Source organism: Xenorhabdus sp. SGI246 (assembly GCF_040838225.1).
Taxonomy (GTDB): domain Bacteria; phylum Pseudomonadota; class Gammaproteobacteria; order Enterobacterales; family Enterobacteriaceae; genus Xenorhabdus; species Xenorhabdus indica.
Genome location: NZ_JBFPEZ010000022.1, coordinates 17,977 through 44,090, shown reverse-complemented (window position 1 = coordinate 44,090; position 26,114 = coordinate 17,977). Strand labels below are relative to the sequence as shown.

The 26,114-nt window shown below is 44.0% G+C and carries 20 protein-coding genes and 1 riboswitch; of the genes, 10 read left to right on the top strand and 10 right to left on the bottom strand.

The genetic code is table 11. The features are described 5' to 3' along the window. Positions 1-118: 118 nt before the first annotated feature. Positions 119-883, bottom strand: a complete 765-nt coding sequence (nudC, locus tag ABLA85_RS05845; RefSeq protein WP_367962176.1) for an NAD(+) diphosphatase — start codon at positions 881-883, stop codon at positions 119-121. Positions 884-1,137: 254 nt separating this feature from the next. Here nudC and ABLA85_RS05840 point away from each other — a divergent pair, with 254 nt between their 5' ends. From ABLA85_RS05840 to thiH, 8 genes are all read left to right on the top strand, one after another. Further along, complete coding sequence (locus tag ABLA85_RS05840; protein ID WP_367962174.1) at positions 1,138-1,812, top strand: HAD family hydrolase; 675 nt, start codon at positions 1,138-1,140, stop codon at positions 1,810-1,812. Positions 1,813-1,895: 83 nt separating this feature from the next. Then, positions 1,896-2,813, top strand: coding sequence for an Rpn family recombination-promoting nuclease/putative transposase (locus ABLA85_RS05835; RefSeq protein ID WP_367962172.1), 918 nt, complete (start codon positions 1,896-1,898; stop codon positions 2,811-2,813). A 263-nt stretch (positions 2,814-3,076) separates the two neighbouring features. After that, positions 3,077-3,200, top strand: a riboswitch (TPP riboswitch). A gap of 202 nt (positions 3,201-3,402) precedes the next feature. Next, positions 3,403-5,388, top strand: a complete 1,986-nt coding sequence (gene thiC, locus ABLA85_RS05830; RefSeq protein ID WP_367962170.1) for a phosphomethylpyrimidine synthase ThiC — start codon at positions 3,403-3,405, stop codon at positions 5,386-5,388. Continuing rightward, entirely contained in the window at positions 5,372-6,058 is a 687-nt protein-coding gene (thiE, locus tag ABLA85_RS05825; RefSeq protein WP_367962168.1) for a thiamine phosphate synthase, read from the top strand. Before thiC ends, thiE begins: the two co-directional genes overlap by 17 nt. Then, entirely contained in the window at positions 6,052-6,843 is a 792-nt protein-coding gene (locus tag ABLA85_RS05820; RefSeq protein WP_367962166.1) for a ThiF family adenylyltransferase, read from the top strand. Before thiE ends, ABLA85_RS05820 begins: the two co-directional genes overlap by 7 nt. Then, complete coding sequence (thiS, locus tag ABLA85_RS05815; RefSeq protein ID WP_367962164.1) at positions 6,840-7,052, top strand: sulfur carrier protein ThiS; 213 nt, start codon at positions 6,840-6,842, stop codon at positions 7,050-7,052. Before ABLA85_RS05820 ends, thiS begins: the two co-directional genes overlap by 4 nt. Positions 7,053-7,067: 15 nt before the next feature. Then, on the top strand, positions 7,068-7,835 hold the full coding sequence (locus ABLA85_RS05810) for a thiazole synthase (RefSeq protein ID WP_367962162.1): 768 nt from the start codon (positions 7,068-7,070) through the stop codon (positions 7,833-7,835). Continuing rightward, positions 7,832-9,010, top strand: coding sequence for a 2-iminoacetate synthase ThiH (gene thiH / locus ABLA85_RS05805; protein WP_367962159.1), 1,179 nt, complete (start codon positions 7,832-7,834; stop codon positions 9,008-9,010). The genes ABLA85_RS05810 and thiH overlap by 4 nt, the downstream gene beginning before the upstream one ends. Positions 9,011-9,162: 152 nt before the next feature. On the opposite strand, the gene ABLA85_RS05800 is transcribed toward thiH, so the two are convergent. From ABLA85_RS05800 to malT, 6 genes are all read right to left on the bottom strand, one after another. Next, positions 9,163-9,768: a DUF1349 domain-containing protein gene (locus ABLA85_RS05800; protein ID WP_367962157.1), complete on the bottom strand. Its 606-nt coding sequence runs from the start codon at positions 9,766-9,768 to the stop codon at positions 9,163-9,165. A 14-nt stretch (positions 9,769-9,782) separates the two neighbouring features. Beyond that, entirely contained in the window at positions 9,783-10,934 is a 1,152-nt protein-coding gene (locus ABLA85_RS05795) for an MFS transporter (RefSeq protein ID WP_367962156.1), read from the bottom strand. Positions 10,935-11,093: 159 nt separating this feature from the next. Then, positions 11,094-11,726 carry an HAD family hydrolase gene (locus ABLA85_RS05790; protein ID WP_367962193.1) on the bottom strand — a complete coding sequence of 211 codons (633 nt, stop codon included), beginning with the start codon at positions 11,724-11,726 and terminating at the stop codon, positions 11,094-11,096. Between the two features lie 24 nt (positions 11,727-11,750). Further along, complete coding sequence (locus ABLA85_RS05785; RefSeq protein ID WP_367962153.1) at positions 11,751-12,812, bottom strand: zinc-binding dehydrogenase; 1,062 nt, start codon at positions 12,810-12,812, stop codon at positions 11,751-11,753. Beyond that, positions 12,812-14,086 (bottom strand): aspartate aminotransferase family protein, encoded by a 1,275-nt coding sequence (locus ABLA85_RS05780; RefSeq protein ID WP_367962151.1) that lies wholly within the window; start codon positions 14,084-14,086, stop codon positions 12,812-12,814. Before ABLA85_RS05780 ends, ABLA85_RS05785 begins: the two co-directional genes overlap by 1 nt. A 196-nt stretch (positions 14,087-14,282) precedes the next feature. Continuing rightward, complete coding sequence (gene malT / locus ABLA85_RS05775; protein WP_367962149.1) at positions 14,283-16,997, bottom strand: HTH-type transcriptional regulator MalT; 2,715 nt, start codon at positions 16,995-16,997, stop codon at positions 14,283-14,285. Positions 16,998-17,343: 346 nt separating this feature from the next. Here malT and malP point away from each other — a divergent pair, with 346 nt between their 5' ends. Together malP and malQ are read left to right on the top strand one after the other, a co-directional pair. Then, entirely contained in the window at positions 17,344-19,779 is a 2,436-nt protein-coding gene (malP, locus tag ABLA85_RS05770; protein ID WP_367962148.1) for a maltodextrin phosphorylase, read from the top strand. A 9-nt stretch (positions 19,780-19,788) separates the two neighbouring features. After that, positions 19,789-21,921, top strand: a complete 2,133-nt coding sequence (gene malQ / locus ABLA85_RS05765) for a 4-alpha-glucanotransferase (protein ID WP_367962147.1) — start codon at positions 19,789-19,791, stop codon at positions 21,919-21,921. Positions 21,922-22,125: 204 nt separating this feature from the next. On the opposite strand, the gene malG is transcribed toward malQ, so the two are convergent. The 3 genes from malG to malE form a co-directional block, all read right to left on the bottom strand. After that, complete coding sequence (gene malG / locus ABLA85_RS05760) at positions 22,126-23,016, bottom strand: maltose ABC transporter permease MalG (RefSeq protein WP_367962145.1); 891 nt, start codon at positions 23,014-23,016, stop codon at positions 22,126-22,128. 12 nt (positions 23,017-23,028) lie between these two features. Continuing rightward, positions 23,029-24,630, bottom strand: a complete 1,602-nt coding sequence (gene malF, locus ABLA85_RS05755; protein ID WP_367962143.1) for a maltose ABC transporter permease MalF — start codon at positions 24,628-24,630, stop codon at positions 23,029-23,031. A 145-nt stretch (positions 24,631-24,775) separates the two neighbouring features. Then, entirely contained in the window at positions 24,776-25,975 is a 1,200-nt protein-coding gene (gene malE / locus ABLA85_RS05750; protein ID WP_367962142.1) for a maltose/maltodextrin ABC transporter substrate-binding protein MalE, read from the bottom strand. Positions 25,976-26,114: the final 139 nt, after the last annotated feature.

Below are 26,114 nucleotides of genomic sequence, written 5' to 3'. Positions count from 1 at the left end.
AACACAAGGTAACTCTCATGGTTTATACAGTCGCGGGAGAATAGCTGTTACCAGGCTACTCCCGCGCAGATTATGGACATGTTTTGAAAAGGATTAACTCATTGATCAATCAACATCATTACTGACGACATAATGCAACCGTTTCCTCAATCAAACGGCAGGCAATCGTGTCAGACGTAGGGATTAGAGGGAGCTCATCATAACGATACCAATCTGCGCTGATAAGTTCGACAGGGTCATGTTCAATTTCACCGCTATCATAATCCGCCAGAAATCCCATCATCAATGAATTTGGGAAAGGCCACGGTTGAGAAGCAACATAACGCAAATTACGGATTTTTATCCCACTTTCTTCCATCACCTCACGATGCACAGCTTCTTCCAGTGTTTCTCCCACTTCAACAAATCCGGCAAGTACCGTATGAATACCGTTACGATGACGCTGATGCTGTGCCAGCAGAATGTGATCACCACGACGAATGCCGACAATAATGCAAGGCGCAATTTGCGGATAATAATGTTCATCGCAATGCTGGCACAAACAGGCCCATTCATGCTGACTATGTTGCATTTCTCGACCACAATAACCACAGTAATGATGTGAACGATAGAACTCAGCCAATTGGATCCCACGTCCTGCCAATTGAAATAACCTGGGATCTTGCTCTGCAACCCGACGAAGAGAAGACATATCTGCTTCCATTTTATGACGTATCAACCAAACAGTTTCTCCCAACCATTCACCGATAGCGTAAGCCACATAACCTTGCAATGACCACTGACTGGCTGTTCCTAATGGCAACTCTCCTTGTGGTAGCCATATCCTGTTTTCCAGACTGACAATCCACCAACCTCGTTCTATACCTGTCAATTTCTTTTGCATCATCAATTCCATCATGTGTTGCATCGTATTTTGTGTTATAGCCAAACTAAGTTATAACCACATTAAAATGTTAATTAAATGTAATAAAAAAAGCAATATCAGTACAGCATACTCCTCTTCATCGTATTTTGTCTGCAATCTGTTATATTAATTACGTTTCTGAATGTTCATTTAATGCAGTTAAAGTGTTTGATTTTCTTTCAATCAATAACATGAAGGTATCAATAGGTATCCTGAATTAAGGAATAACAACTATGTCACAACAGGTTGCCATATTTGATCTGGATGATACCCTGATTTGTGGAGATTCCAGCCAGTTCTGGACTCATTATTTATGGGAAAAAGGCATCATTACTGACCCACGCTTTATAGAGGCAGACCAGAAAATGATATCGGATTACTGTGCAGGAAAGCTGAATATGCAAGCGTATCTGGCGGCCAACTTGCAGGCACTCAGCCAAATTCCTCATAAGCAAATAGATATCTGGCTGACCGATTTTGTGGAAACCAAAATCAAACCTGTCTTCTATCCTGCCGCCAGAAAACAATTAGATATCTATCGCCATCGAAACATTCCTGTCATCATCATTTCTGCCACCGTTTCTTTTATCGTTAAGAAAATCGCTGCTGCATTTGGAATACAAACAGCAATGGGGATTGATATGGTAATGAAAGATGGTTGTTATACCGGAGATATTCAGGGCATCCCTACTTTCCGGGAAGGGAAAGTTGCCCGCTTACAACAATGGCTGACAGAACAGAATTTATCGCCACAACATATCTATTTTTATACAGACTCTGCGAATGACTTACCAATGTGCCGATTTGCCAGCGAAGTCTTTACAGTCAATCCAGATATACAATTACGGGCCGCGGCAGAAGCTCATGGTTGGAAACAATTGAATTGGACTTTAGCGTCACGCACTTAATTTACTAATCTAACTACGTGAAAAATTAGCTTTTTACAAATGTACTATACACTGGGTGCGAGAATCATTTTTAATAAGAAAATATGAAGAATAAAAAGACAATCCCCACACCGCATGATGCAGCGTTCAAAGGGTTTATGGCTAAGATTGAAAATGCCCGTGATTTTTTTGACATTCATCTGCCGGAAAAAATCAAGAAACTGTGTGATTTTGATACGTTAAGATTGACTAACTCTTCATTCATTGATCGTCAGTTACGATCAAGAATGTCCGATGTTCTCTATTCGGTGAAAACTCGACAAGGTGACGGTTATATTTATGTACTTGTTGAACACCAATCTACACCGGATAAAATGATAGCCTGGCGCATGATGCACTATGCATTTATGGCAATGAATCAGCATTTGCAACAGGGCAATAAAGAATTGCCGCTGGTTGTGCCCGTTTTGTTTTATCATGGCGATGCCAGCCCTTATCCTTTCCAGCAGGTCTGGACGCAATGTTTTTCATTGCCAAAACTGGCGGAGGAAATGTATTGCAACCCATTTCCGCTGGTCGATGTGACCATTATTGATGATAACGAATTGGTTAATCATCGTAAAATCGCCGTGATGGAACTGGCGATGAAACATAAGAATTTGCGCGAGGGGTTTAAAGCTGTGACTAGGTTATTAGCTCACGCCCTCAAACAGAACTACAATAGTGACAGTGATGTTGTTACTATCCTTAATTACCTGTTTGTTACGATGGATTCTCCCCACTTTGAACAGGTGATCCAGCAACTGACTGAACAGGCAGATAGTCATCAGGAGGTAATTGTGAATATTGCACAACGATTACAGGATAAAGGCAGATTGGAAGGCAGATTGGAAGGCAGATTGGAAGGTAAAAAAGAGGCATCAATGAATATTGCTCGAACCCTATTGAAAAATGGTGTCACTATTGAATTGATCATGGAAAGTACCGGTCTTAGCCGTGAAGAAATTATCTCCCTGCAATAATACTCTCTTCTTGTTGTTCCCTTACCCGCTTTTCGGGGCGGGTAAGCGTTATTAATTTATTAAGTTAACCAAAATTAAATTTACTCAACCATTTTCTTTGAGAAAAGGGCAGTTGGCACAAGGTCTTTTAACGGAAAAAAGGGGGGATTCAGACTCATCGTAAGTACCTAATCCCACGAATCTAATCCCGGATGGCCAGCTTCACACAAAAGATTCTGACTTTATCTGGTTGCAGTTTTCAGAATCCCCTTTATACTCTGGGTGTTTTCTTGTCGGAGTGCCTAGCGTTCATCTGTATCACGGTGAACACAGGCTGAGACCGTTTATTCGGGATCCGCAGAACCTGATCGGGCTAATACCCGCGAAGGGAACAAGAGTAATCACTCCGCTGATATGTTCTTCTTTTTGTTGCACAGATTGTTGTACAAACAAATTGTCGTGCAAATAAATCTGTTCGGATGACGTAATTCAGCAATCAACCATTACTCCCTGCGAGCTCCAGACAAGCAATTTTCTCAACTCAAGCCCTCTCTGAGCGTCATGTTTATTTGCGCAATGAGACAGGCGATAACACAGTCAGGAATTTGCTATGTCTAATGCGATTAATAACAACAGCGTTACCTCTACCGCTGACATTATCCCTGCAACCAATATCTCACCTAAAGCTCATCCAGCACAGCCACGTAAAGCCCAACGAGATGCAGCACAGGAATTTATCAGTTCGATTCAAGGTGTGACATTTCCCAATTCACACCGTATTTATCTGGCAGGATCACGCGAAGATATTCAGGTTCCCATGCGGGAAATACAGTTATCTCCCACGCTGATTGGCGGAACGAAAGAAAATCCTCAATTTGAGGAGAATGAACCCGTACCTGTTTATGACACTTCCGGCCCTTATGGTGATCCAGAAGCCATACTGGACGTAAAAACGGGTTTGCAGAAAATCCGCCAACCGTGGATTGAAGAGCGCAATGATACTGAACCTGTTGCAAGACTCAGTTCTGACTTTACTCAACAGCGCCTTGCAGATGCCGGACTGGATCACCTGCGCTTCAAACATCGTTCTCAGCCATTGAAAGCCAAACAGGGCAAGCATGTGACTCAATTGCACTATGCACGCCAAGGCATTATCACACCAGAAATGGAATTTATTGCACTGCGTGAAAATATGGGGCGTGAGCGTATCCGTGGTGAAATTCTGCTTCAACAACATGCAGGACAAAGTTTCGGCGCAAACTTGCCGGATAACATCACCCCTGAATTTGTCCGTCAAGAAGTCGCATCTGGCCGTGCGATTATTCCTGCTAACATTAATCATCCAGAATCTGAACCGATGATTATCGGGCGTAATTTTCTGGTGAAAGTTAACGCCAATATCGGTAATTCCTCCGTCACTTCCTCTATTGAAGAAGAAGTCGAAAAATTGATTTGGTCTACCCGTTGGGGTGCTGACACAGTAATGGATCTCTCCACCGGACGCTATATCCACGAAACCCGTGAATGGATACTGCGTAACAGCCCAGTCCCCATCGGCACAGTGCCTATTTATCAGGCACTGGAAAAAGTCAATGGCATTGCGGAAAACCTGACATGGGAAATGTTCCGCGATACGTTACTAGAGCAGGCCGAACAAGGAGTGGATTATTTCACCATCCACGCGGGGGTGTTGCTGCGTTACGTTCCTATGACTGCCAAGCGCCTGACAGGCATTGTTTCCCGTGGTGGTTCAATTATGGCGAAATGGTGCCTTTCCCATCATCAGGAAAACTTTCTCTATGCCCACTTTCGTGAAATTTGTGAAATCTGTGCGGCCTACGACGTTTCCCTCTCTTTGGGGGACGGATTACGCCCCGGCTCTATTCAGGATGCTAATGATGAAGCTCAATTTGCCGAACTGCATACCCTCGGTGAGCTGACCAAAATCGCCTGGGAATATGATGTACAGGTGATGATAGAAGGGCCGGGGCATATTCCGATGCAGTTAATTCGCCGCAATATGACAGAAGAACTGGAGCACTGTCACGAAGCGCCATTTTATACCTTGGGGCCACTGACAACTGATATCGCACCGGGTTATGACCATTTCACCTCTGGTATTGGTGCTGCAATGATCGGTTGGTTCGGCTGTGCCATGCTGTGTTATGTTACGCCTAAAGAGCATCTCGGTCTGCCAAACAAAGAAGATGTGAAGCAGGGGCTGATCACTTATAAAATCGCCGCTCATGCAGCAGATCTTGCTAAAGGTCATCCCGGTGCACAAATCCGCGATAACGCCATGTCAAAAGCTCGTTTTGAATTCCGTTGGGAAGATCAATTTAATCTGGCGCTTGATCCTGAAACTGCCCGCGCATATCACGATGAAACTTTACCACAAGAATCCGGTAAGGTTGCTCACTTCTGCTCAATGTGTGGGCCAAAATTCTGTTCAATGAAGATCACGCAAGATGTGCGAGATTATGCCGCAAAACTAGAGCAAGAAGCTGGCATGGAACAGATGTCCGAAGAATTCCGTGCTCATGGCAGTGAACTGTATCATCGTGCCGAGGATATCAACGATGTCAAATCAGCTTAAAACAATATCCTTTGCTCCGACTGAACACCGGTTGGGGCTATATCCCGTTGTGGATTCCCTGATGTGGATTGAGCGGTTACTGGAAGCGGGTGTCAGAACTCTGCAATTGCGCATCAAAGATATGTCCGAAGAGCAAGTGGAGGACGATATCCGGCAAGCCATTACACTGGGGAATCAATACAACGCTCGTCTGTTCATCAACGATTACTGGCGTCTGGCAATCAAACACCGTGCCTATGGCGTACATCTGGGGCAAGAAGATTTGGATATCGCCGATCTTCAGGCTATCCAACAGGCCGGACTTCGTCTGGGTATTTCCACCCATAACGAACAGGAACTAGCACGGGCAAAAGCTCTGCGTCCATCTTATATCGCACTGGGCCATATTTTCCCGACCACGACCAAAGAGATGCCATCAGCGCCACAGGGACTTATCGCACTGAAACATCAGGTGGAGATCACGCCAGAATTTCCTACCGTTGCCATCGGCGGTATCTCACTGGAACGTGTACCGGATGTGATCGCAACAGGTGTCGGAGGTGTGGCGCTGGTCAGTGCCATCACTAAAGCCAAAGACTGGCGACAGGCAACATCCAAATTACTTCACTTAGTTGAAGGAATAATGGTTGAAGGGATCGTTGAGAAAAATGATCGGAGGCTCTTATGTTGAACGATCAAGAATTTATGCGGTACAGCCGCCAATTGTTATTGGAAGACATCGGTCCTGATGGACAGGAAAAATTAAAAGCAGGCAAGGTATTAATTGTTGGAATGGGGGGGTTAGGCTCCCCCGCAGCACTTTATCTCGCCGCAGCAGGAGTAGGGCACCTCTATCTTGCAGATGATGACAAATTACATATCTCTAACCTGCAACGCCAAATCCTCTATCGCACGGCAGATATTTCCGCCGGAAAAGCAGTTCTGGCGGCAGAACAATTGGCCGATTTAAATCCCCTCGTCAATCTCACCGTTATTAGCGAGCGACAAGATAAAACGTCACTGACAAATCTTGTCCGACAAAGACAAATCGACCTGATATTGGATTGCAGCGATAACATGGCAACCCGGCACGCAATTAATGCTGTCTGTGTTAATACCAGTACACCCCTTATCAGTGGCAGTGCTGTAGGGTTCAGCGGGCAACTTATGGTGTTTGAACCCCCTTACCAACATGGTTGTTATGCCTGTCTCTATCCCGATCAGGAAGAACCACAACGTAATTGTCGGACTGCTGGTGTTCTGGGGCCAGTTGTCGGTGTTATCGGTACACTGCAAGCGCTGGAAGCAATCAAAATGCTGGCTGGTCTTCCTTCTCATCTGAGTGGAAAACTACGTCTGTTTGATGGCAGACAACAAAGCTGGAGCACATTACAGCTAACTGCATCACCGCAATGTCCAATCTGCGGAACATTATCTTTTATAGATAAAACAGTTTCAGGAAAAAAAATCGCATGAACATCATCGTCAACGATCAAACAGTCACACTGCCAGCTCCTGTGAATAAGCCTATGACGGTACAACAGCTACTAAAACATATACAGCGTACCCAATCGGGCACTGCATTAGCTATTAATCAGACTATTATCCCGCGCTCAGCATGGGATACTCACCTGGTCAATGACGGGGACAATATCCTGCTGTTTCAGGCCATTGCTGGTGGTTAATGCCGGAGGTTAATCATGTTAAAAATCGCTGATACCCTCTTTCACTCCCGCTTGTTTACAGGAACAGGTAAATTCGCTAATGCCGGATTAATGATAGAAGCTATCCGTGCCTCCGGTAGCCAGCTAGTCACAATGGCTATGAAACGTATCGATCTGCATGGCAACGATGATGGCATTCTCGCACCATTACAAGAGTCAGGAGTCAAACTCCTGCCTAATACTTCCGGGGCAAAAACCGCAGAAGAAGCCGTATTTGCCGCCCGTCTTGCACGGGAAGCACTGGACACCAACTGGATCAAACTGGAAATTCACCCTGACGTAAAATACCTGTTACCTGATCCGGTAGAAACTCTGAAAGGTGCAGAGCAGTTAGTCAAAGAAGGCTTTATTGTCCTGCCTTATTGCGGCGCAGATCCGGTTCTGTGCCGTCGTCTGGAAGAAGCAGGCTGTGCTGCTGTAATGCCATTAGGTGCTCCTATTGGTTCAAACAAGGGCTTGCTCACCCGTGATTTTCTGCAAATCATCATCGAACAATCCCATGTTCCTGTCGTCGTGGACGCTGGTATTGGCGCACCAAGCCATGCACTGGCAGCCATTGAAATGGGAGCCGACGCCGTCTTGGTCAATACTGCCATCGCCGTTGCTCATAATCCGGTCAAAATGGCGCAAGCATTTAAAGCAGCCATTGAGGCAGGTGAACTTGCTTATCAGGCCGGTATGGCAAGCCAGAAATCCTATGCAGAAGCCTCCAGCCCACTGACCAATTTTCTGGGGGTGCTATGACAGTTAACACATTACCCAGTAACACAGCGACCCGTAATCGATTGACAGAAACTACTTTTCGTCAACGCTGGCAACAGTTGGATTGGGATGACATCACGCTACGTATCAACAGTAAAACCAGACGAGATGTCGAACAGGCCCTAAACAGCGAACATCTGACATTGGATGATTTTATGGCACTGCTCTCCCCCGCAGCGCAGTCTTACCTTGAACCTTTGGCTCAGCGGGCACAACAATTAACCCGTCAACGATTTGGTCATACCGTGGGATTTTACATCCCACTTTACCTTTCCAACCTGTGCGCCAACGACTGCACTTATTGTGGTTTTTCCATGAGTAACCACATCAAACGTAAGACGCTCAATGAACAGGAAATTGAAGCTGAATGTCAGGCCATCAAAAAATTAGGGTTTGAGCATATCCTGCTGGTAACCGGGGAACATCAAAAAAAGGTCGGCATGGATTATTTTCGCCATTATCTTCCCTTAATACACCGTTATTTCAGCTCTGTCACAATGGAAGTGCAACCATTGGCACAAGAGGAATATGCAGAATTAAAAACTCTAGGATTGGATGGCGTACTGGTCTATCAGGAAACCTACCATGAGCCAAGTTATCAATTGCATCATCTCAAAGGGAAAAAACAAGATTTCCATTGGCGACTGGAAACCCCTGAACGACTCGGACGAGCAGGTATCGACAAAATCGGTTTGGGTGCGTTAATCGGTTTATCCTATAACTGGCGCACAGATTGTTATATGGTGGCAGAGCATCTGCTCTTCCTGCAAAAAGAATTCTGGAAAAGCCGCTATTCCATCTCTTTTCCACGCCTGCGTCCCTGTGCTGGTGGCATTGAACCTGCTTCTCTGATGAATGAGGCCGAACTGGTACAACTGATCTGTGCATTCCGCCTGCTGGCACCAGATGTAGAGCTTTCCCTCTCCACGCGTGAATCCCCGTATTTCCGCGATCACGTCGTGCCATTGGCAATAAATAGTGTCAGTGCCGGCTCCAAAACCCAACCGGGTGGTTATGTCGATAATGACCATCACGAGCTGGAACAGTTCTCTCCAAACGATCATCGTTCTGTTGAACAAGTTGCAGATGCTTTGGTGAAAGCTGGATTGCAACCAGTCTGGAAGGATTGGGATAGTTATTTGGGCAGGCATGGATAAAAAATATCATGATATCCCTCATCCACATTGGATGAGGGGTAATCAACTAACTCTTTTTTTAAAAAGGGGATTTAATTTTGTCGGGTTGTAATCTGCAAACCATCATTTCAATAAAATCTGTGCATAAAACATACAGACCGATAGAATGGTCTCTAACTCAAATCATGCAGAGCTTTGTTCAATGAGGACGTCAATTTGAAATCAGAGAATTTCACTTGTAAACCTTCACGTTCCGGTGAACAACACATAGCCCCAACAAATACCTGCTGTCCAGTGTGATTACTGATATTAAAAGGAGATAACCGCAACAATGGCCATCGCTTACCATCAGTGGAATATTGCAAGCGTATAGCCCCCTCCTGATAGGTCAAACGCAGCCAGAATTTATCAGGGTCACCTGGAAAAACCCCCATTGCCCAATCAGAGCAAGGAGCTGTCAGTACACTGCCAATTGTTGACTGCCCATCAGAATGCTCAATACCCGCTTTTAACCAGTGGTGCTCATCCACCAGCAACATAATACCGGCCTGATCGTATAACTGCTCAAAACGTCCTTCAATGCAGAGCTGAAAAGTGAACCCTTCTTTGATAAAAGCAGCCTCTACATAACCACCAAAAACATGCCCACTATGGCGTTGGAAGCCGTACCAGGTATCTCGCCAAAAATCTGTTTGATTATCAGTCACCACATGCAATTCATCATCTTGATGCTTCCACGAAACGGGTTCATTAAGCCAATGGCAGTGCAACAAATTCATCAATATTTCCTCTGTTATTTTCGGTCGGGTGCAATTAACCAATATCCCGCCAATAATGAAAGAGATAACAAAGCGATACAACCAAACGCGCTGTGCAATGTTATCTGATGGGCTAAACCACCAATAATCGCCGGCCCAAGCAGAATACCTGAATATCCCATCGTAGAGACCGCAGAAACAGCCAGAGAGTCAGGCATCACTTTTTGCCGTCCCGATGCGGTAAAAAACATCGGAGCCAGATTGGACAAACCAGCGCCGATCATCAGGAATGCCACCACCAATGCAATTACACCGGATGCCAGATAAATCAGGATAAACCCTGATGTCGCCAAAATAGCGCTTGCCAAAAAAACCTGCCGATACCCGCAGGCGGCGATCAGCCTGTCTCCGAAAAATCGACCGCATGTCATGGTAATAGCAAACAGGGTATAACCCAATCCCGCCTGATGACTATCTATGCTATGAACACTGCTTAATAAGATCCCACTCCAATCCAGCATGGAACCTTCCATCAGATAAACAACAAAACAGAGAAAACCTATCAAGATCACAATTCCACGCGGCAAAGCAAAAAACGGGGTATCTCCGGCTTCTGCATCATCCAGCAATCCATTCCATACCGGAAACAGCAACAGGATAATCAATAATGTCACAGCGACCATTACTAAAAATGGGGATATTCCCATAAACAGCAACAAACTCACCGAACCCGCCCCGGATATTCCCCCTAAACTGAACAGGGCATGAAAACCTGACATCACAGGACTCTGTACTCTTTTTTCAATATTAACTGCGTGGATATTGGCCGAAACATCCATCGCCCCAATCCCTGCCCCAAATAAAAATAGTGCACCAGCCAGAACTGCGGGAGTAGGTAGGATACTCAATCCCGGCAACATCAAAATGGCCAGTAATGTGAAGAAAGCAAAAACTTTCCGGCAACCAAATCGTGCGGACAGCATTCCTGCGACTGGCATCATAATGAAAGAGCCTATGCCAAATGCCAGCATCAGCAAGCCCATTGCACCATCATCCAAGAGTAGTCTCTCTTTGACTAATGGGATCAGAGGAGCCCAACTCGCCATACTAAAACCTGCAATAAAAAAAGAGATTTTTGTCGCCATAATAGGTTGTTTAACCAAAGAAATCGTATATTCCCCAGACATCCGCTTCCTCCATCAATTTCCGCGTATGCAACCTTGTTTTACATACACAAGCCTGATAAAAAATCACCCTTATTCAAACAATGCCCTTCTCGATTTTTTGAAAAGGGCATTAGCTTGAGATATAAAACCCAAATCATACTGGCTGAAAATCTTTTTAAATTATATTGAGATTAACCCTGCAAATTGAGGAATATCTGCCAGACTCTTAATAACACACGTTGCCTGCTTATACTGTTCCATTACTGACAAGGCATGAGGCCAGGCATATATTTGTGGAATACCCGCTTGTTTTGCTGCCATAATTCCCAAATCAGTATCTTCAATGACTAAAGTCTGCCGAACCTCCATTCTTTTCAATTTAAGCATAGCCAGATAGGGATCAGGAAAAGGCTTGGTTTGTTCAACATCATCACCAGAAATTAATGCTGGTTCTTCCGCCAGGCTCAACAACCCAAGATTGGCCAAACACACTTCGCGTGGAGCGGTCGAAACAAAGCCAAAAGCAACCCCATTTTGCTGTAAGGCTGTTAGCAAGCCAGCAATGCCTGGTCGCAGGTAATGTGTAGATAATTTATCTTGATAAACTGAGATAATCTGGTTGGTAATGCTTTGCTGTACTTGTGATGGAACACCAATCGCATTCAGTGTTTCTGCCAGACTCAGGCCGATCAGTTGTTGTGGCTGAATATCGCGTGTCTGTTCAGGTGCCAGTTCACACAGCACATCAAAATGTAGCTGTTCACTATCAACAATGACCCCGTCGATATCAAAAATGACATTGAATTTATCCATCATCACTATTCCAATACTCATCAATTACTTCAAATCAGCCACACGAATTAACACTTTACAATTTGGCGTACTAAGCGGTATTTGCGCCTTGCCTGCAATATCACAACCAACAGTCAGAAATGCCTGGTGATAATCATCAAAATCAAAAACATGACTAATCAGGCGATCTGCCGGGATCACACCATCACGGATCATGGTGTAAGCCCGTTCAAAACTGTTGTTCAGGGAATCAATGGAACCAATCACAGAAAGGCTCTTATCCGCAATCTTTAAGATATCGAGATTGGCATGTTTGTCTTTTAAAGCAACATTCAATAACTTACCTCCCGGTGCCAAATGACCGAAAATATACTCTGTCAGTTGCCCAGTAGTATCTACACACAGGTCTATTAATGCCGATTTATCGCCGTATTCCTGTGTCAGCGCTTCATCAAAATTAGTATATAATCGGCATTCCGCAGGTAAATTCTGGCGGGCAAACTGTATACGATTCGGGTTTTTCTCAATCATGAACGCCTTAACGCCTCGCTCATGCAATGCCCAAAGGTACAGCATCCCCATCGGCCCTGCACCTGCTACTACTGCACGAATATTGGTGTGGGTAATCCCCAATTTATCCACGCCAGTCAATGTACAACTTAATGGCTCTGTCAATGAAGCCGCTTCCATACTGACATGAGGCTCCAATTTAATCAGTGAACCCTCTTTTGCCAGATACTGCTCAGCAAATGCACCATCATAGGAAACACCCGCTTCTGTACCCATTTTCTTCTCACAATGGTTTGGGTTGCCTGTCTGGCACATTCTGCAACACCCGCAAGAGTATGTCGGGTTAATGACTACACGATCACCAACTTGAAAGCGCGTTACTCCACTACCCACCTGTGCCACAATGCCTGTCGTTTCATGGCCCAATGTCGTTCCCGGTACTGCAACAGGGTAAGAACCCGTGATAATGCCTACATCAGTTCCACATATCCCGCATACAGCGATATTCACCACCACATCATCCGGTTCAATACAGTGCAACGGCTCAACGTCCTGGACTTGAATATCCCATACTTGATTAAATTTAAGCGCTTTCATTATGCAACCTCCCTGTGTCCCTGGGCAGAAACCGTCAGCTCAGCAAAAGTCAGATCCAATTTATGAAGTATTTCGTTCAAATGCACTTGTGTACAAATCAAAGGAGGACGTACCTTGAGTGCTCGCCCCTTACCATACCGGGAACCACGCAGAATAAGTTTATGGTAGTTGGCAACCGCAATCGCCCTGCCTGCAAACTCTGGACTTGGCGTATCAAAACCAAACATATAACCAATGCCCCTGACTCCGGTAATTTCAGGATATTTATGTTGTAAATCCAGCAACCCGTTACGCAGGAAGGTTTCATTCTGACGTACATTTTCTAAGATATGTTCATCTTCAATAATATCGATGATTTCGTTAAGTGCGACCAAAGACAACGGATTAGCGCCGGAAGTGCTTGAATGCTCGAATGATTCCAATACATCCAATGAACTACGCATAAGCACACCGCCGGTTGGAATACCAATGCCGCCTGCGCCTTTGGCAAAAACGATAATATCTGGCTCTAGTTCTTTGGCATAACCTGTAGAAGCAAAGAAAGTACCCGTACGCCCAAACCCTGTCTGAACTTCATCTGCAATAATAATGATGCCATGCTGATGGCAAATTTCCCGGATCTTGCGATAGAACTCCACGGGGAAAACAATATTCCCGCCATTCCCCTGAATCGGTTCAATAATCAGACATGCGATATTGTCGCTTGAGCCCAACTGAATGAACTGCTCCAGATCGATATACTGTGTTGCTTCATCTGGGGGTTCAGCCATGACACTACTCGGAGCTGGAATTTTTATGGAACCTTCGATATTGATATGAAAATTTTTAAGCCGGAACGCATTGCCAGAAACCTGCGCCGTAGCAAGAGACTGACCGTGATGGGCAAGAAAGAAAGAAACGATGCCAGAACGTCCTGTCGCTTTTTGAGCAATACGAATGGCACACTCCACAGCACCAGAGCCAGAAACATCCCGTAACCAAATTCTGTCTATACCTTTGGGAGTATGTTTAACCAACTTATTCAAAATATACTGTGACATTTCTCGTGTATAGGCAGAACTCAAATGCGTGCATCTATCAATCTGCTGCTTTAATTTTTCAGCGATCCTGTGATTAGTGTAACCAAGCGGCAAATTGAACGTTCCCGATGCCGCATCAATATATTTTTCACCATCAATGACCAAATACGGGCCATGACCGACATAACGAGAAAGCATTTCTTCGAGATGATTCTCTTTAAAGTGATCTTCTTTAAGGTGATAGTTATTTTCCATAATCACTCTCCATCATTAGTTATATTTAACAAAAAACACGTCAACTATGGAGAATAAGATTAGACCTCTTTCAAATTTGATGTCTATCACAGAAATACCATAAAAAATATTAAATAGGTTTAAAAATTATTTTATATTTTTATTTATTCATATTTATTTATGTTCTTAACAGTAATATCGCATTGGGGAAAAATTATCAGACACCTAATCCCATCATTTGCATTAAATACTGTGCTTGCTGAATAGCTTCCTGACGATGGGTAATACCCATTTTCTGATACAGATTGCGGATATGAGTTTTAACTGTCGTCGCTGCCACTTCCAGTTCAACAGCAATTTGCTCGTTACTGTAACCAGAATAAATCAACCCCAATACCTGCCATTCACGTTGAGTTAATGGGCTATTACGAATAAGTTCAGGGACATCAGGATGAGTAAGAAGCTGCTCAACAAAAGTTTCATCAAAATGAGCAAATTTATGCCGATTCTGGCGATTAATTTCCCGCAAGATACGCTGCGCCCGATGTTGCTCAAATTCAGGCAAGATATTGAGTTGAATGAGCTGGCGCAATTGCTGAGCCATTAACTCACCTTCAAGCACAAAATGACTGATAAACCCCGTGCGATTAGCTAAATGCAAGGCTTCCATCAGCACTTGTTGTGCTTCAGCCTTACGCTCAAGCTGCCAGTAAAGTAAGTTGCACAATAATAAATTGCGATTCAGATCGCTTACCAGTTCCAGCTTTAAAGCATATTCATTCAGCGTTTCCAAAATAGCTTCTGCTTCTTCATACTGACCAAGCAAGATCTGAGCACGGGCAATATTACGCCACTGGTTCTGGTTGAAATGGTTACTGAAACTTTCAGGTTTTTCTGCCTGAACCAGCCATTGTGCCACTGAAACCTTATCCTCCAGATGTTGCCAGATAATGACCCGCAATTTATCAGTATTTGTTCGCCAGTCACGGTGATAATGCCCATTATTGAGCAGATTCTCACACCGGGATAAATGACGGCGAGCATTATCAATATCGCCACGAATTAAAGAGCATTTCGCCAGTTGAGTCAGACACTGTAATTGCTGCTGAGGCTGAAAGTTAGATAACACATCTAAACCACGACGTGCCGATTCCTCCGATTCATCAATACGCGCCCAACACCACAAAAGCTGTGAACGAATACGCAGCAAAAACTCGTGCATGGGTAACTGTTCCAAATGCTGTTCACGGATCAAGTCAAAAGCGTGATTTTGAGTTTCATAGGCGGCCTGCAAATATCCCTGAGCCAGTAAAATTTCACTTTGCTGCAATAATGCCCATAAAGCATAATGGTAAACATGGCAGTGGCGGGCAAGCTGTTCTGTCTGTTTCATCAACGTTAATGCGCGAGACAACTCCCCTTTACAATGCAATACCTCCCCTTTGACTGACATCGCGACAATACGGCCATATTCATTATCAGGCAGCAGACTTGCCAACGCTTTTTCAGCCAGTAAATCGGCATCATCCGGTCTGCCGTCATTAATCGCGACCTGAGCACGCAATGCGTCAAACTCTCCCAGTAATTCATCCTCAACCTTTATCTCTTTTTGCTCCAAAGATCGCTCAGCCTGATTCAATAACGCATTGACCTCATAATGCCGATACTGACTCTGCGCCAGCCATGCCTGTAACAGCACCAAACGCGGATTTTCCAATAGCTGCTCATGCGGCAAAGCATTCATGCACTCTTCCAGTAGTGATAACTGGCTGTGGTTAAATAACTCCCATGCATGTTGTAGCAAAATATCACATAACAACTTCGTATCTGCTGTCGCCAAAGCATGATGAACCGCTTCTCCCGGATACCCCTGCATCAACCAGCCTTCTGCCGCCGCACGATGCAATTCCGGTAAATCCGCTGCCATTTCCCACTGGCAACGTTGGCGAAGGAATGAAGCAAACAAGGGATGAAAACAAAACCACTCTCCAGAATCATCCATGCGCTGGATAAACAACCCTTGACGTTCAATATCTTCAAGGTGTTGCTGTCCATTTTCCATTCTTGTCAAACAGACAATCAAACCATCATTCATCGAACGCAGGATAGAACTACGCAGCAAAAACTCCCGTGTTTCCTGATCAACGCGGTTTAAAACTTCGTCCACAAGATAATCTGACAAATGGCAGGCATTCATTCCTGAAAGGCGTTTTGCCGACATTTCTGCTGTATTACCTGCCTGACGGGCAGAGAGAACAATTAACTGCAACGCCGTCGCCCACCCTCCCACGTCGTGACATAACTGTCTGCAATGATCAGCATCTAATGGTCTGGCCAGCCGTTTATCAAAAAATTGCTGCGCTTCCTGCTCATTAAAAGCTAACTGCTGACTGTCGAATTCTAACAATTGCTCGCGCACACGTAAGTTAGCAACGCCCAATGACGGTAAATGACGGGAAAGGATAATCAACGTCAGGTTTTCCGGCTGGTGGCGTAGAAAAAAACGCATGGCTTCATGGATAAGCTTATTCACGATCAGATGATAATCATCGATCACCAGAAACAGTGGTTGTTTCCATTCATTCAGTTCAATAAATAATTGTGCAAACAGTGCAGATAAATTGGCATATTGATGTTTTTGCGCTAATACTTCACTTTTAACACAATGCCCCTGTGTCGCCTGTTGGACAGCAGCAATCAGATAGCTGGCAAAACGTTCCGGCTGATTATCACTATCATCCAGAGAATACCACCCCAGATTATCCTGTCCGGCAGCCCATTGTGACATTAACGTGGTTTTACCATACCCTGCCGGACTGGTTATCAGCACCAATCGATAATTCTGTGCTTCATTAAGCTGTTTTAACAGGCGCTCACGCATAACCATATTATTGAGGCGAAGGGGGCGACTGAGTTTCGACGGGATAAGCATGATTTCCTCCCCTCACAAATAACGAGTCAAACTGATTTCTGAAACCTTGTTTCGATGTTATTAAGCAATCAAAATCAGTAACATTTGCTAATGAACAACCAAATTTAGAGAAATGCCCGCCTTTTGCAATTAGGTTGATTGATTTCATTGTGTTAAGTTGCACCTTGTCACATTCTTTATCTGAAACGTTTCTTGTTCCCGATAAAATTGCGAAAGCATCCGAAAAAATAGCTACGCCCTGATACTCATCCCTGTGAATATCCTTACAGGATGATGTATCTTGCCGACTGAGCCTTCAGCATATCAGGCTAAATAATCTCTATATTTTCCCCAGGATGAAGACTCCATGAAACAGCCCAAACTCGATAAAGCCGTATTTCAGGCTGCACTTACTCGTCAGTGGCAACGCTTTGGCCTTGATTCAGCACAGAAAATGACAACACATCAGTGGTGGCAAGCTATCAGTACCACTCTTTTGGAATTACTGCCTACTTATCGGCAAAACAGTAATCACCAAATTGATCATCCAAACCACGTCGATAGTTCGAAAGGCAATCAACGACACGTCAACTACATTTCGATGGAATTTCTAATCGGCCGTTTGACTGCTAACAATTTGCTTAACCTTGGTTGGTATGATGATGTTCAGACTTATTTAGCCGAATATGGAGTGCTATTAAGTGATGTACTGGAAGAAGAAGTTGACCCTGCTTTGGGTAATGGTGGATTAGGGCGTCTGGCAGCCTGTTTTCTTGATTCAATGGCAACCCTTAAGCAACCGGCAATCGGCTACGGACTCAATTACCAATATGGCCTGTTCCGGCAATCTTTCGAACAGGGGCTACAAATTGAAGCTCCTGATGATTGGGAACGCAATACCTACCCGTGGTTTTACCACAATATACAGTTGAACGTTACTGTCAGTTTCGGCGGTAAAATTGTCACAACAGCAGAAGGTCGTGAAACCTGGCTACCTGATTTTACGCTAACAGGAGAAGCATGGGATCTACCTGTGATTGGTTATGATAATGGTGTTATACAACCCCTGCGTCTGTGGCTGGCAACTCACGATAATCCCTTTGATTTATCACTGTTTAATGATGGGCAGTTCCTGCATGCTGAGCAACAAGGCATTGAAGCCAACAGCCTGACCAAAGTCCTCTATCCGAATGATAATCATCAGGCCGGAAAACGCCTTCGTCTGATGCAGCAGTATTTCCAGTGCGCCTGTGCCGTAGCTGATATTCTACGTCGTCATCAACAAGCTGGCCGCAAAATACAAGAGTTACCGCAGTACGAAGTTATCCAGCTCAATGATACCCATCCAACCATTGCCATTCCTGAGATGATGCGTCTTCTGATTGATGAGCTCCAATTGGATTGGGATACTGCATGGGCCATTACTGGACAGACCTTCGCGTATACCAACCACACCCTACTACCAGAAGGCTTAGAACGTTGGGATGAACATTTAATCAGTGAATTACTGCCGCGCCACCACCGTATCATTCAGGAAATAAACCGTCGCTTCCGTGAAACAGTGGAACAAAACTGGCCGGGCAATCAACAAATATGGGAAAAACTGGCTGTTATCCATGACCATCAGGTGAGGATGGCTAATCTCTGTGTTGTAGCCTGTTTTGCAGTTAATGGAGTAGCAGCACTGCATTCATCTTTGATTGTGACAGACCTATTTCCTGAATATCATCAATTGTGGCCGGCAAAATTCCATAATGTAACCAATGGGGTTACACCACGTCGCTGGCTAAAACAATGCAATCCAGCACTCTCTTCATTGATTGATCAGACATTAGGACACGAATGGATCAACGATATTACCGCGTTAAAAAAACTCGAACCCTATGCCAATGATGCGGCTTTTCATGAAGCTTATCGGGGGGTAAAACAGGATAATAAAATCCGCTTGTCCAACTACGTTAATAAAGTGATGGGGCTTAAACTCGATCCCCATGCCATTTTTGATGTACAAATCAAACGACTGCATGAATACAAACGCCAGCATTTGAATCTGCTGCATATCCTCTCACTTTATCGACAAATTCAGGAAAACCCGGCGTTGGATATTCACCCACGTGTTTTCCTGTTCGGCGCTAAAGCCGCCCCAGGTTACTATCTGGCAAAAAATATTATCTCCGCCATCAACCACGCAGCCGAAAAGATCAACCACGATCCGATCGTACGTGATCGCCTAAAGATTGCCTTTATTCCCGATTACAATGTTTCTAAAGCTGAATTAATGATCCCTGCCGCCGATGTATCAGAACAGATCTCTACAGCAGGAAAAGAGGCCTCCGGCACAGGTAATATGAAACTCGCCTTAAATGGAGCACTCACTATCGGCACACTGGATGGTGCAAATGTCGAAATAGCCGAACAAGTTGGCAACGATAATATTTTTATCTTCGGGCATACAGTAGAGGAAGCAAAAGCATTACTGAAAAATGGCTATAACCCACAAAGCATTCTCCAACAAAACAGTCACCTACAAGACATCCTCGATTCGCTTGCCAACGGTGAATTCAGTCATGGAGATACACAAGCATTTGCTTTAATGCTGCATAGTCTGATTGATGGCGGTGACCCTTATTTGGTACTGGCAGATTTTGCTGATTACTGCGTTGCTCAGCAGCGGATCGACGCCCTATACCGTAATACCCACGGTTGGACACAGAGCGCGATCCTTAATACTGCCCGTATGGGAAAATTCAGCTCTGACCGAACTATTCAAGATTACCAACAGCGTATCTGGCAGTTGAAATAAGGATCCGTCATGGAAAATAAATGCCTTGATGATTTAGCAACAGAGGCCGGTATTGCCACTGAATATATTAATGCTTACGGGAAACCACAGGCTATTCCTGCTCAAATAAGGCATCGGATTTTACAAGCTATGGGGACAAATATACCGGTCAAAAGACCGGTTTCTGACCCCTCTGTTCTGTCTTTCCCCACAGTGAAAGTATTGATGCAGGGAAAAGCATTTACTTTGTCTTTGGATAGCTCAATACAATATCAATGGCAGATACAGACAGAACAAGGAGAAGATTTACATGGAAATTGCCAATATCAGCTTACATTGCCGACCTCTTTGCCTCTGGGTTACCACACTCTTATTTTGACACCTATATCAGAGCAAAAAGATGATGCACAACATCACACGATGCAGATCATTGTCACACCAGAACGCTGTTATGAACCAAAGCCCTTGAAGAAAGGCCATAAACTTTGGGGAGCCTGTGTTCAACTCTATACACTGCGTTCAGAAAATAACTGGGGAATCGGTGATTTTGGTGATTTAAAACAGATGTTGCGAGAACTGGCACAACGCGGAGGGTCTTTTATCGGCCTGAATCCGCTGCATGCAATGTATCCGGCCATGCCTGAAAACGCCAGCCCTTATAGTCCTTCATCCCGCCATTGGCTTAATGTCATTTACATTGATGTAAATCAGGTAGAAGACTTCAAATCCTGTACCGAAGCTCAAATATGGTGGCAGTCACCAGAAACTCAGCACAAACTTCAGCATGCCCGTCAAACAGAATGGGTTGATTATTCCACCGTAATGGCATTAAAAATGACGGCGTTACGTTTGGCTTATCAGCAATTCAATACCCGAATTGTTGCAGATCCCCTTTACATCGCTTTCCGGCAATTTATTACTCAAGGTGGTAAGAGCCTGTATTCACAGGCTGTCTATGATGCCCTGCTCTGTAAACTGTACAGTGAAAACCATGCTTATTGGGGTTGGCCCGCTTGGCCAGAAAAATATCGTGAACCAGATAGTGATACCGTTCAGGAATTTTGTCATACCCACTCACAGGAAGTGGAATTTTTTCTTTGGCTACAATGGATAGCTGACAGTCAATTAGCTGACTGTTTTAGTGAAAGCCAAAACAGTTCTATGCCAATTGGTATTTACCGTGATCTGGCCGTCGGTGTGGCGCAAGGCGGTTCAGAAACCTGGGAGAACCGAGAGCTTTATTGCACTGAAGCATCCATTGGTGCACCACCGGATATTTTAGGACCACTAGGGCAGAACTGGGGACTCCCACCGATGAACCCTCACGTGTTACAAACCCAACACTACCAGCCTTTTATTAAATTACTACGTAGCAATATGCGTCACTGCGGTGCATTACGAATTGATCATGTGATGGCACTGCTCAGGCTTTGGTGGATACCACAAGGCGAAAGCGCAGCACAAGGGGTTTATGTTCACTATCCCGTTGATGATCTGCTGGCAATACTGGCACTAGAAAGTCAACGCCACTGTTGCATGGTGATAGGTGAAGATTTAGGGATTGTACCAGAAGAGATTGTCGGGAAATTACGCGAACGTGGTGTCTATTCTTACAAGGTATTTTATTTCGAGCGCGACGGACAAGGAGAATTTAAGTCACCTAATGAATATACCACACAAGCTATGGCAACTATCACCACCCATGATTTACCAACATTACGCGGGTTTTGGCAAAGTGGCGATCTGAAACTGGGGGAATCAATCGGCTTATATCCAGATAACACGCTACTTGCTAAGTTATATGATGAACGCGAACATTGTAAGCAAAAGCTATTGGCAGGTTTACACCGATCTGGCTATCTTTCTGAATCATTGTTCATAACAAATACGCCAATTCAATTGCAGCAAGAGACCTCATCACAGATATCAATCTCCATTAATCATGACATACACTATTATCTCGCCAGCAGTACCAGTGCTTTATTAGGCTTACAACCCGAAGATTGGTTAGATATGGAACACCCTGTCAATGTTCCTGGCACAACCAGGGAATACCCGAACTGGCGACGTAAATTAGCTGTTACATTGGAAGCTATTTTCAAAGATGAGCGTGTAAATCACTTGCTGGAAACAGTGGATAAGCACAGAAGGACGATTTCATAATCAGTTGAATAAATACTTGTACTAGAGCCAGCTTACGGCAGATTTTACTAAATATAAGCACAAAAATACCATTATTCGTGTGATCCACGCTTCTGGTTCTGAAATTCTCCGCAAGTATTTAGTATTAAACTTCGTACCGTAATTACTCCGGTACGAAGTTCCAACTTAAACTCCCCTTACTTTGGTTGACTTTTAATCAGATAGTCACCCCTTCACGCCACCCGCTGTTAATCCTCCCACTAACCAGCGCTGAGCAAGTAAGAAAACCACTGTAATAGGCACAGCAGAAAGTACGGCAGCCGCTGCAAAATCACCCCAGAGGTAATTTTGTGGATGAAGATATTGCTGCATACCCACAGCTAGTGTGTAATTGTCCACATCACTTAACAATAGCGACGCCACTGGCACTTCAGTAATCACCCCAATAAAAGACAGAATAAATACAACTGCCAGTATTGGTACAGAAAGAGGCAAAAGTATCAAACGAAAAACTTGCCACGATGTCGCTCCATCCAACATAGCCGCTTCTTCTAAAGAACGATCTAATGTTTCAAAATAACCTTTTATCGTCCACACATGCAGAGCAATTCCCCCCATATAAGCAAAAATCACGCTGCCATGGGTATTCAACCCGATAAAAGGAATATATTCTCCTAGTCGATCAAACAGAGCATATAGTGCTACCAATGACAAAACAGCGGGGAACATTTGAAAAATCAACATTCCTTTCAACAAAGTACTTTTGCCACGAAAACGCATACGAGCAAAGGCATAAGCACATGTTGTTGATAGTACAACAATACCCGTGGCAGTAATAAATGCGATTTTCACAGAATTCCATAGCCATAACATCACCGGAAATGGCGGGGATGTAACACGCCCATCTGCGGATTCTATACTAATGCCAAGTGCCAATTTCCAGTGTTCCCAGGAAATCGTATCCGGAATAAGACTCCCTGTAGCAAAATTTCCCGGTCGTAAGGAAATAGCAATAACCATCAGTAATGGGAATAAAATCAAAGCGATAAAAGTCAGCATGAGTATATGTGTTGCCCATACTCGCCACCGTTGCGATTTAGGTTGCACCATCGCCATGTTGCCATCTCCTTAGTCAAATTTAATACGTGTGGTTTTCAGGTTAATGATTGCTAAGGCTCCCACCAGCAGGAAAATTAACGTTGCTATCGCCGCCGCTAATCCAAAATCCTGTCCCCCACCACCTTCAAACGCAATACGATAGGTATAGCTGACTAAGAGGTCGGTATAACCCGCAGGTGTTGTTGTGCCAATACGATCTGGTCCGCCTTTAGTGAGTAATTGGATCAGGACAAAGTTGTTGAAGTTAAACGCAAAGCTGGCAATCATCAATGGTGTCAGGGGCTTAATTAACAAAGGAAACGTGATATAGAAGAAATTCTGTAACGGCCCTGCACCATCCATTGCAGATGCTTCATACAGATCATCAGGAATCGCTTTCAGCAACCCCATACACAGGATCATCATATAGGGATAACCTAACCATGTATTGACGATAATCAGCATGGTTCTGGTCAGAGTTGGATCAGTAAACCAATCCGGCTTCAGACCAAATAACCCATTAAGCAGCAAGTTAATTTCGCCAAAACTTTGATTAAATAACCCCTTGAAGATAAGGATGGAAATAAAGGAAGGTACAGCATACGGTAAGATAAGTAATACTCGGTAGATTGCCCTGCCTTTGAGGGCTTCCCACTGTACAATACACGCCAGGATCATACCTAGCGCCACAGTCAATATTACTGTCAACAGGGAAAAGATCACCGTCCAGACAAAAATAGAGAGAAAAGGTTTTTGAATCCCTTCATCCTGTATCACTCGCAAGAAGTTTTTCCACCCAATAGAAACAGTAAATCCGGGACTCAACGTTTCTTGCCCCCATTCTCCTTTGGCATTAATGGATTGATAGAAGCCTGTCTCCATATTTGGTCGATATTGCACATCAGTTTGATTGTTGGTTAGGGCGTTACCATCTTCACTCAGAGTATAAAGTGCATGTATACCAGAAAATTGCCGTAGAGAACTCATACGTAACTTACTGCCATCGGGCAAAACTACCACAATTTTTCCCAATATCTGTCGGTTCTGAGTGATAGTACGCAATGTAGCAGCACTACGTTCGAAACCAAGCTCAAAACCAATTGCTTGTTCACGCAATGGCAGAATCATCTCTTCTTTTTCAGATTCAGATAAAGAAAAAGGTTCTGATACCAATATATTAGAACTGGATATCTTAGAACTATCCGGGATACTCAATGCCAAAACCCACCGTTCAGCTTCAGGATAAAGCTTGAAATCAAATGCTTCTCCTGTCTGATATTGACGACTCATTAATACTGTCTTAGCCCGCTCAAGGGTGAGTTGGTTGGTACTGCTATAATTTGTAAAAGCAATCGCAATGGTGCAAATAAGCGGAAACAATACAAACAAAGCCATTCCGGCAATACCCGGATAGGTATAACGCCAAGCGTAAGCTCTGCTATTAACAAAAATATAAATACCACTGCCCAGTAATACCAGTGTCAGCATAGCAAACAGGTATTCCCCTTGTGCATACATCAACACAGTCAAATAACCGGTAAAAAATAGGCCCATCCCCGCTATCAGCCCCACGACAAGCCGTTTCAGGACAGAACGTGACCACCATACTTTTTTGTTCAATCTTGTTGACATTATGCACTTCCTGTTACTATCCCAGTTAATAACTATTCCCGTTACAAAAATATCTTTACTCAAAATCTGTTACTGAAATACAGTAACCAAACTTGCCCTTCAATAGCTAAAAAAGCTCCTTAAAAATCAGGAGCCTAATATTCGTTTATTTTACTATCCGAGCCTCTGCATCATTGAGAGCCGCATCTACAGATTGTCGACTACTTATTGAATTGAGTACGGCGCTACGCATGCCATACCAGAAACTGCTCATTTGTGAAATATTGGGCATAATTTCCCCTTTCTGAGCATTTTCCATCGTGGCAGCAATGCGAGGATCTTTGGCAAGAATATCTTGATAGGATTTCAACGCTACAGCGCCTAATGGCTTATCCTTATCCATCATGGCTAAACCTTCATTAGTCAGCAGGTAATTTTCCAAAAACTCTTTCGCCAATTCCTTATTAGGGCTAGCTGCATTAATTCCCGCACTTAAAATACCAACAAATGGTTTAGAGGGTTGACCTTTAAAAGTAGGTAACAGAGTGACACCGTAATTGATCTTACTTTTGTCGATATTCGCCCATGACCAGGGGCCATTGATCGTCATTGCTGTTTTGCCTTTATTGAAAGCAGCTTCAGCAATGGAGTAATCGATATCCGCACTGAGATGTTTGTTTTTTACCAAGTTGACTAAAAATGTCAAACCCGCTTTAGAGCCAGCATGATTTACACCACTATCTTTAATATTGTAGGTATCTCCTTGCCTCTTAAAAGCATATCCACCATCAGCAGCAATCAGGGGCCAAGAGAAATAAGGCTCCTGTAAATTAAACATGATTGCACTCTTTCCCTGTTTTTTTAGTTCGTTATCCAATGCCGGAATTTCTTCCCATGTTGCAGGTGGTGACTTAAGTAGATCCTTATTGTAAATAAGGGAAAGTGCTTCAACTGCAACAGGATAACCCACTATCTTGCCATCATGGCGAACAGCATCCCAAGTAAAAGGAAACAGTTTGTCTATAAAATTTTTATCAGGTGTGAGCTCAGCCAACAGCCCAGACTGTGCATAACCTCCAAAACGATCATGTGCCCAGAAAATGATATCAGGACCATCCCCCGTTGTAGCAATCTGGGCATACTTTTCTTCTAGTTTGTCTGGGTGTTCAACACTGACTGAAATGCCCGTTTCCTGCGCAAACTTATCACCGACCTGAGACAGACCGTTATATCCCTTATCCCCATTGATCCAAATTACTAGTTTACCTTCTTCCAATTTTGCTAAAGCCGGGGCAGAGAGTACCCATGTAGATAAAACGGAAAGCATCAGAGCACGAACACTCACTTTCAAAGTTGTTTTTTTCATCATTCCGTCCTTTTTATCGTCTGCTAATTTAAGCTAAATTTCTCATTACACTTTCAGAAAATAGTCCTCAGTGTGCAATTAATGGAAAACAGGCTCATCCTCCTTTACCCTACGCCTCCCATCAAATGAGTGTGAGCGT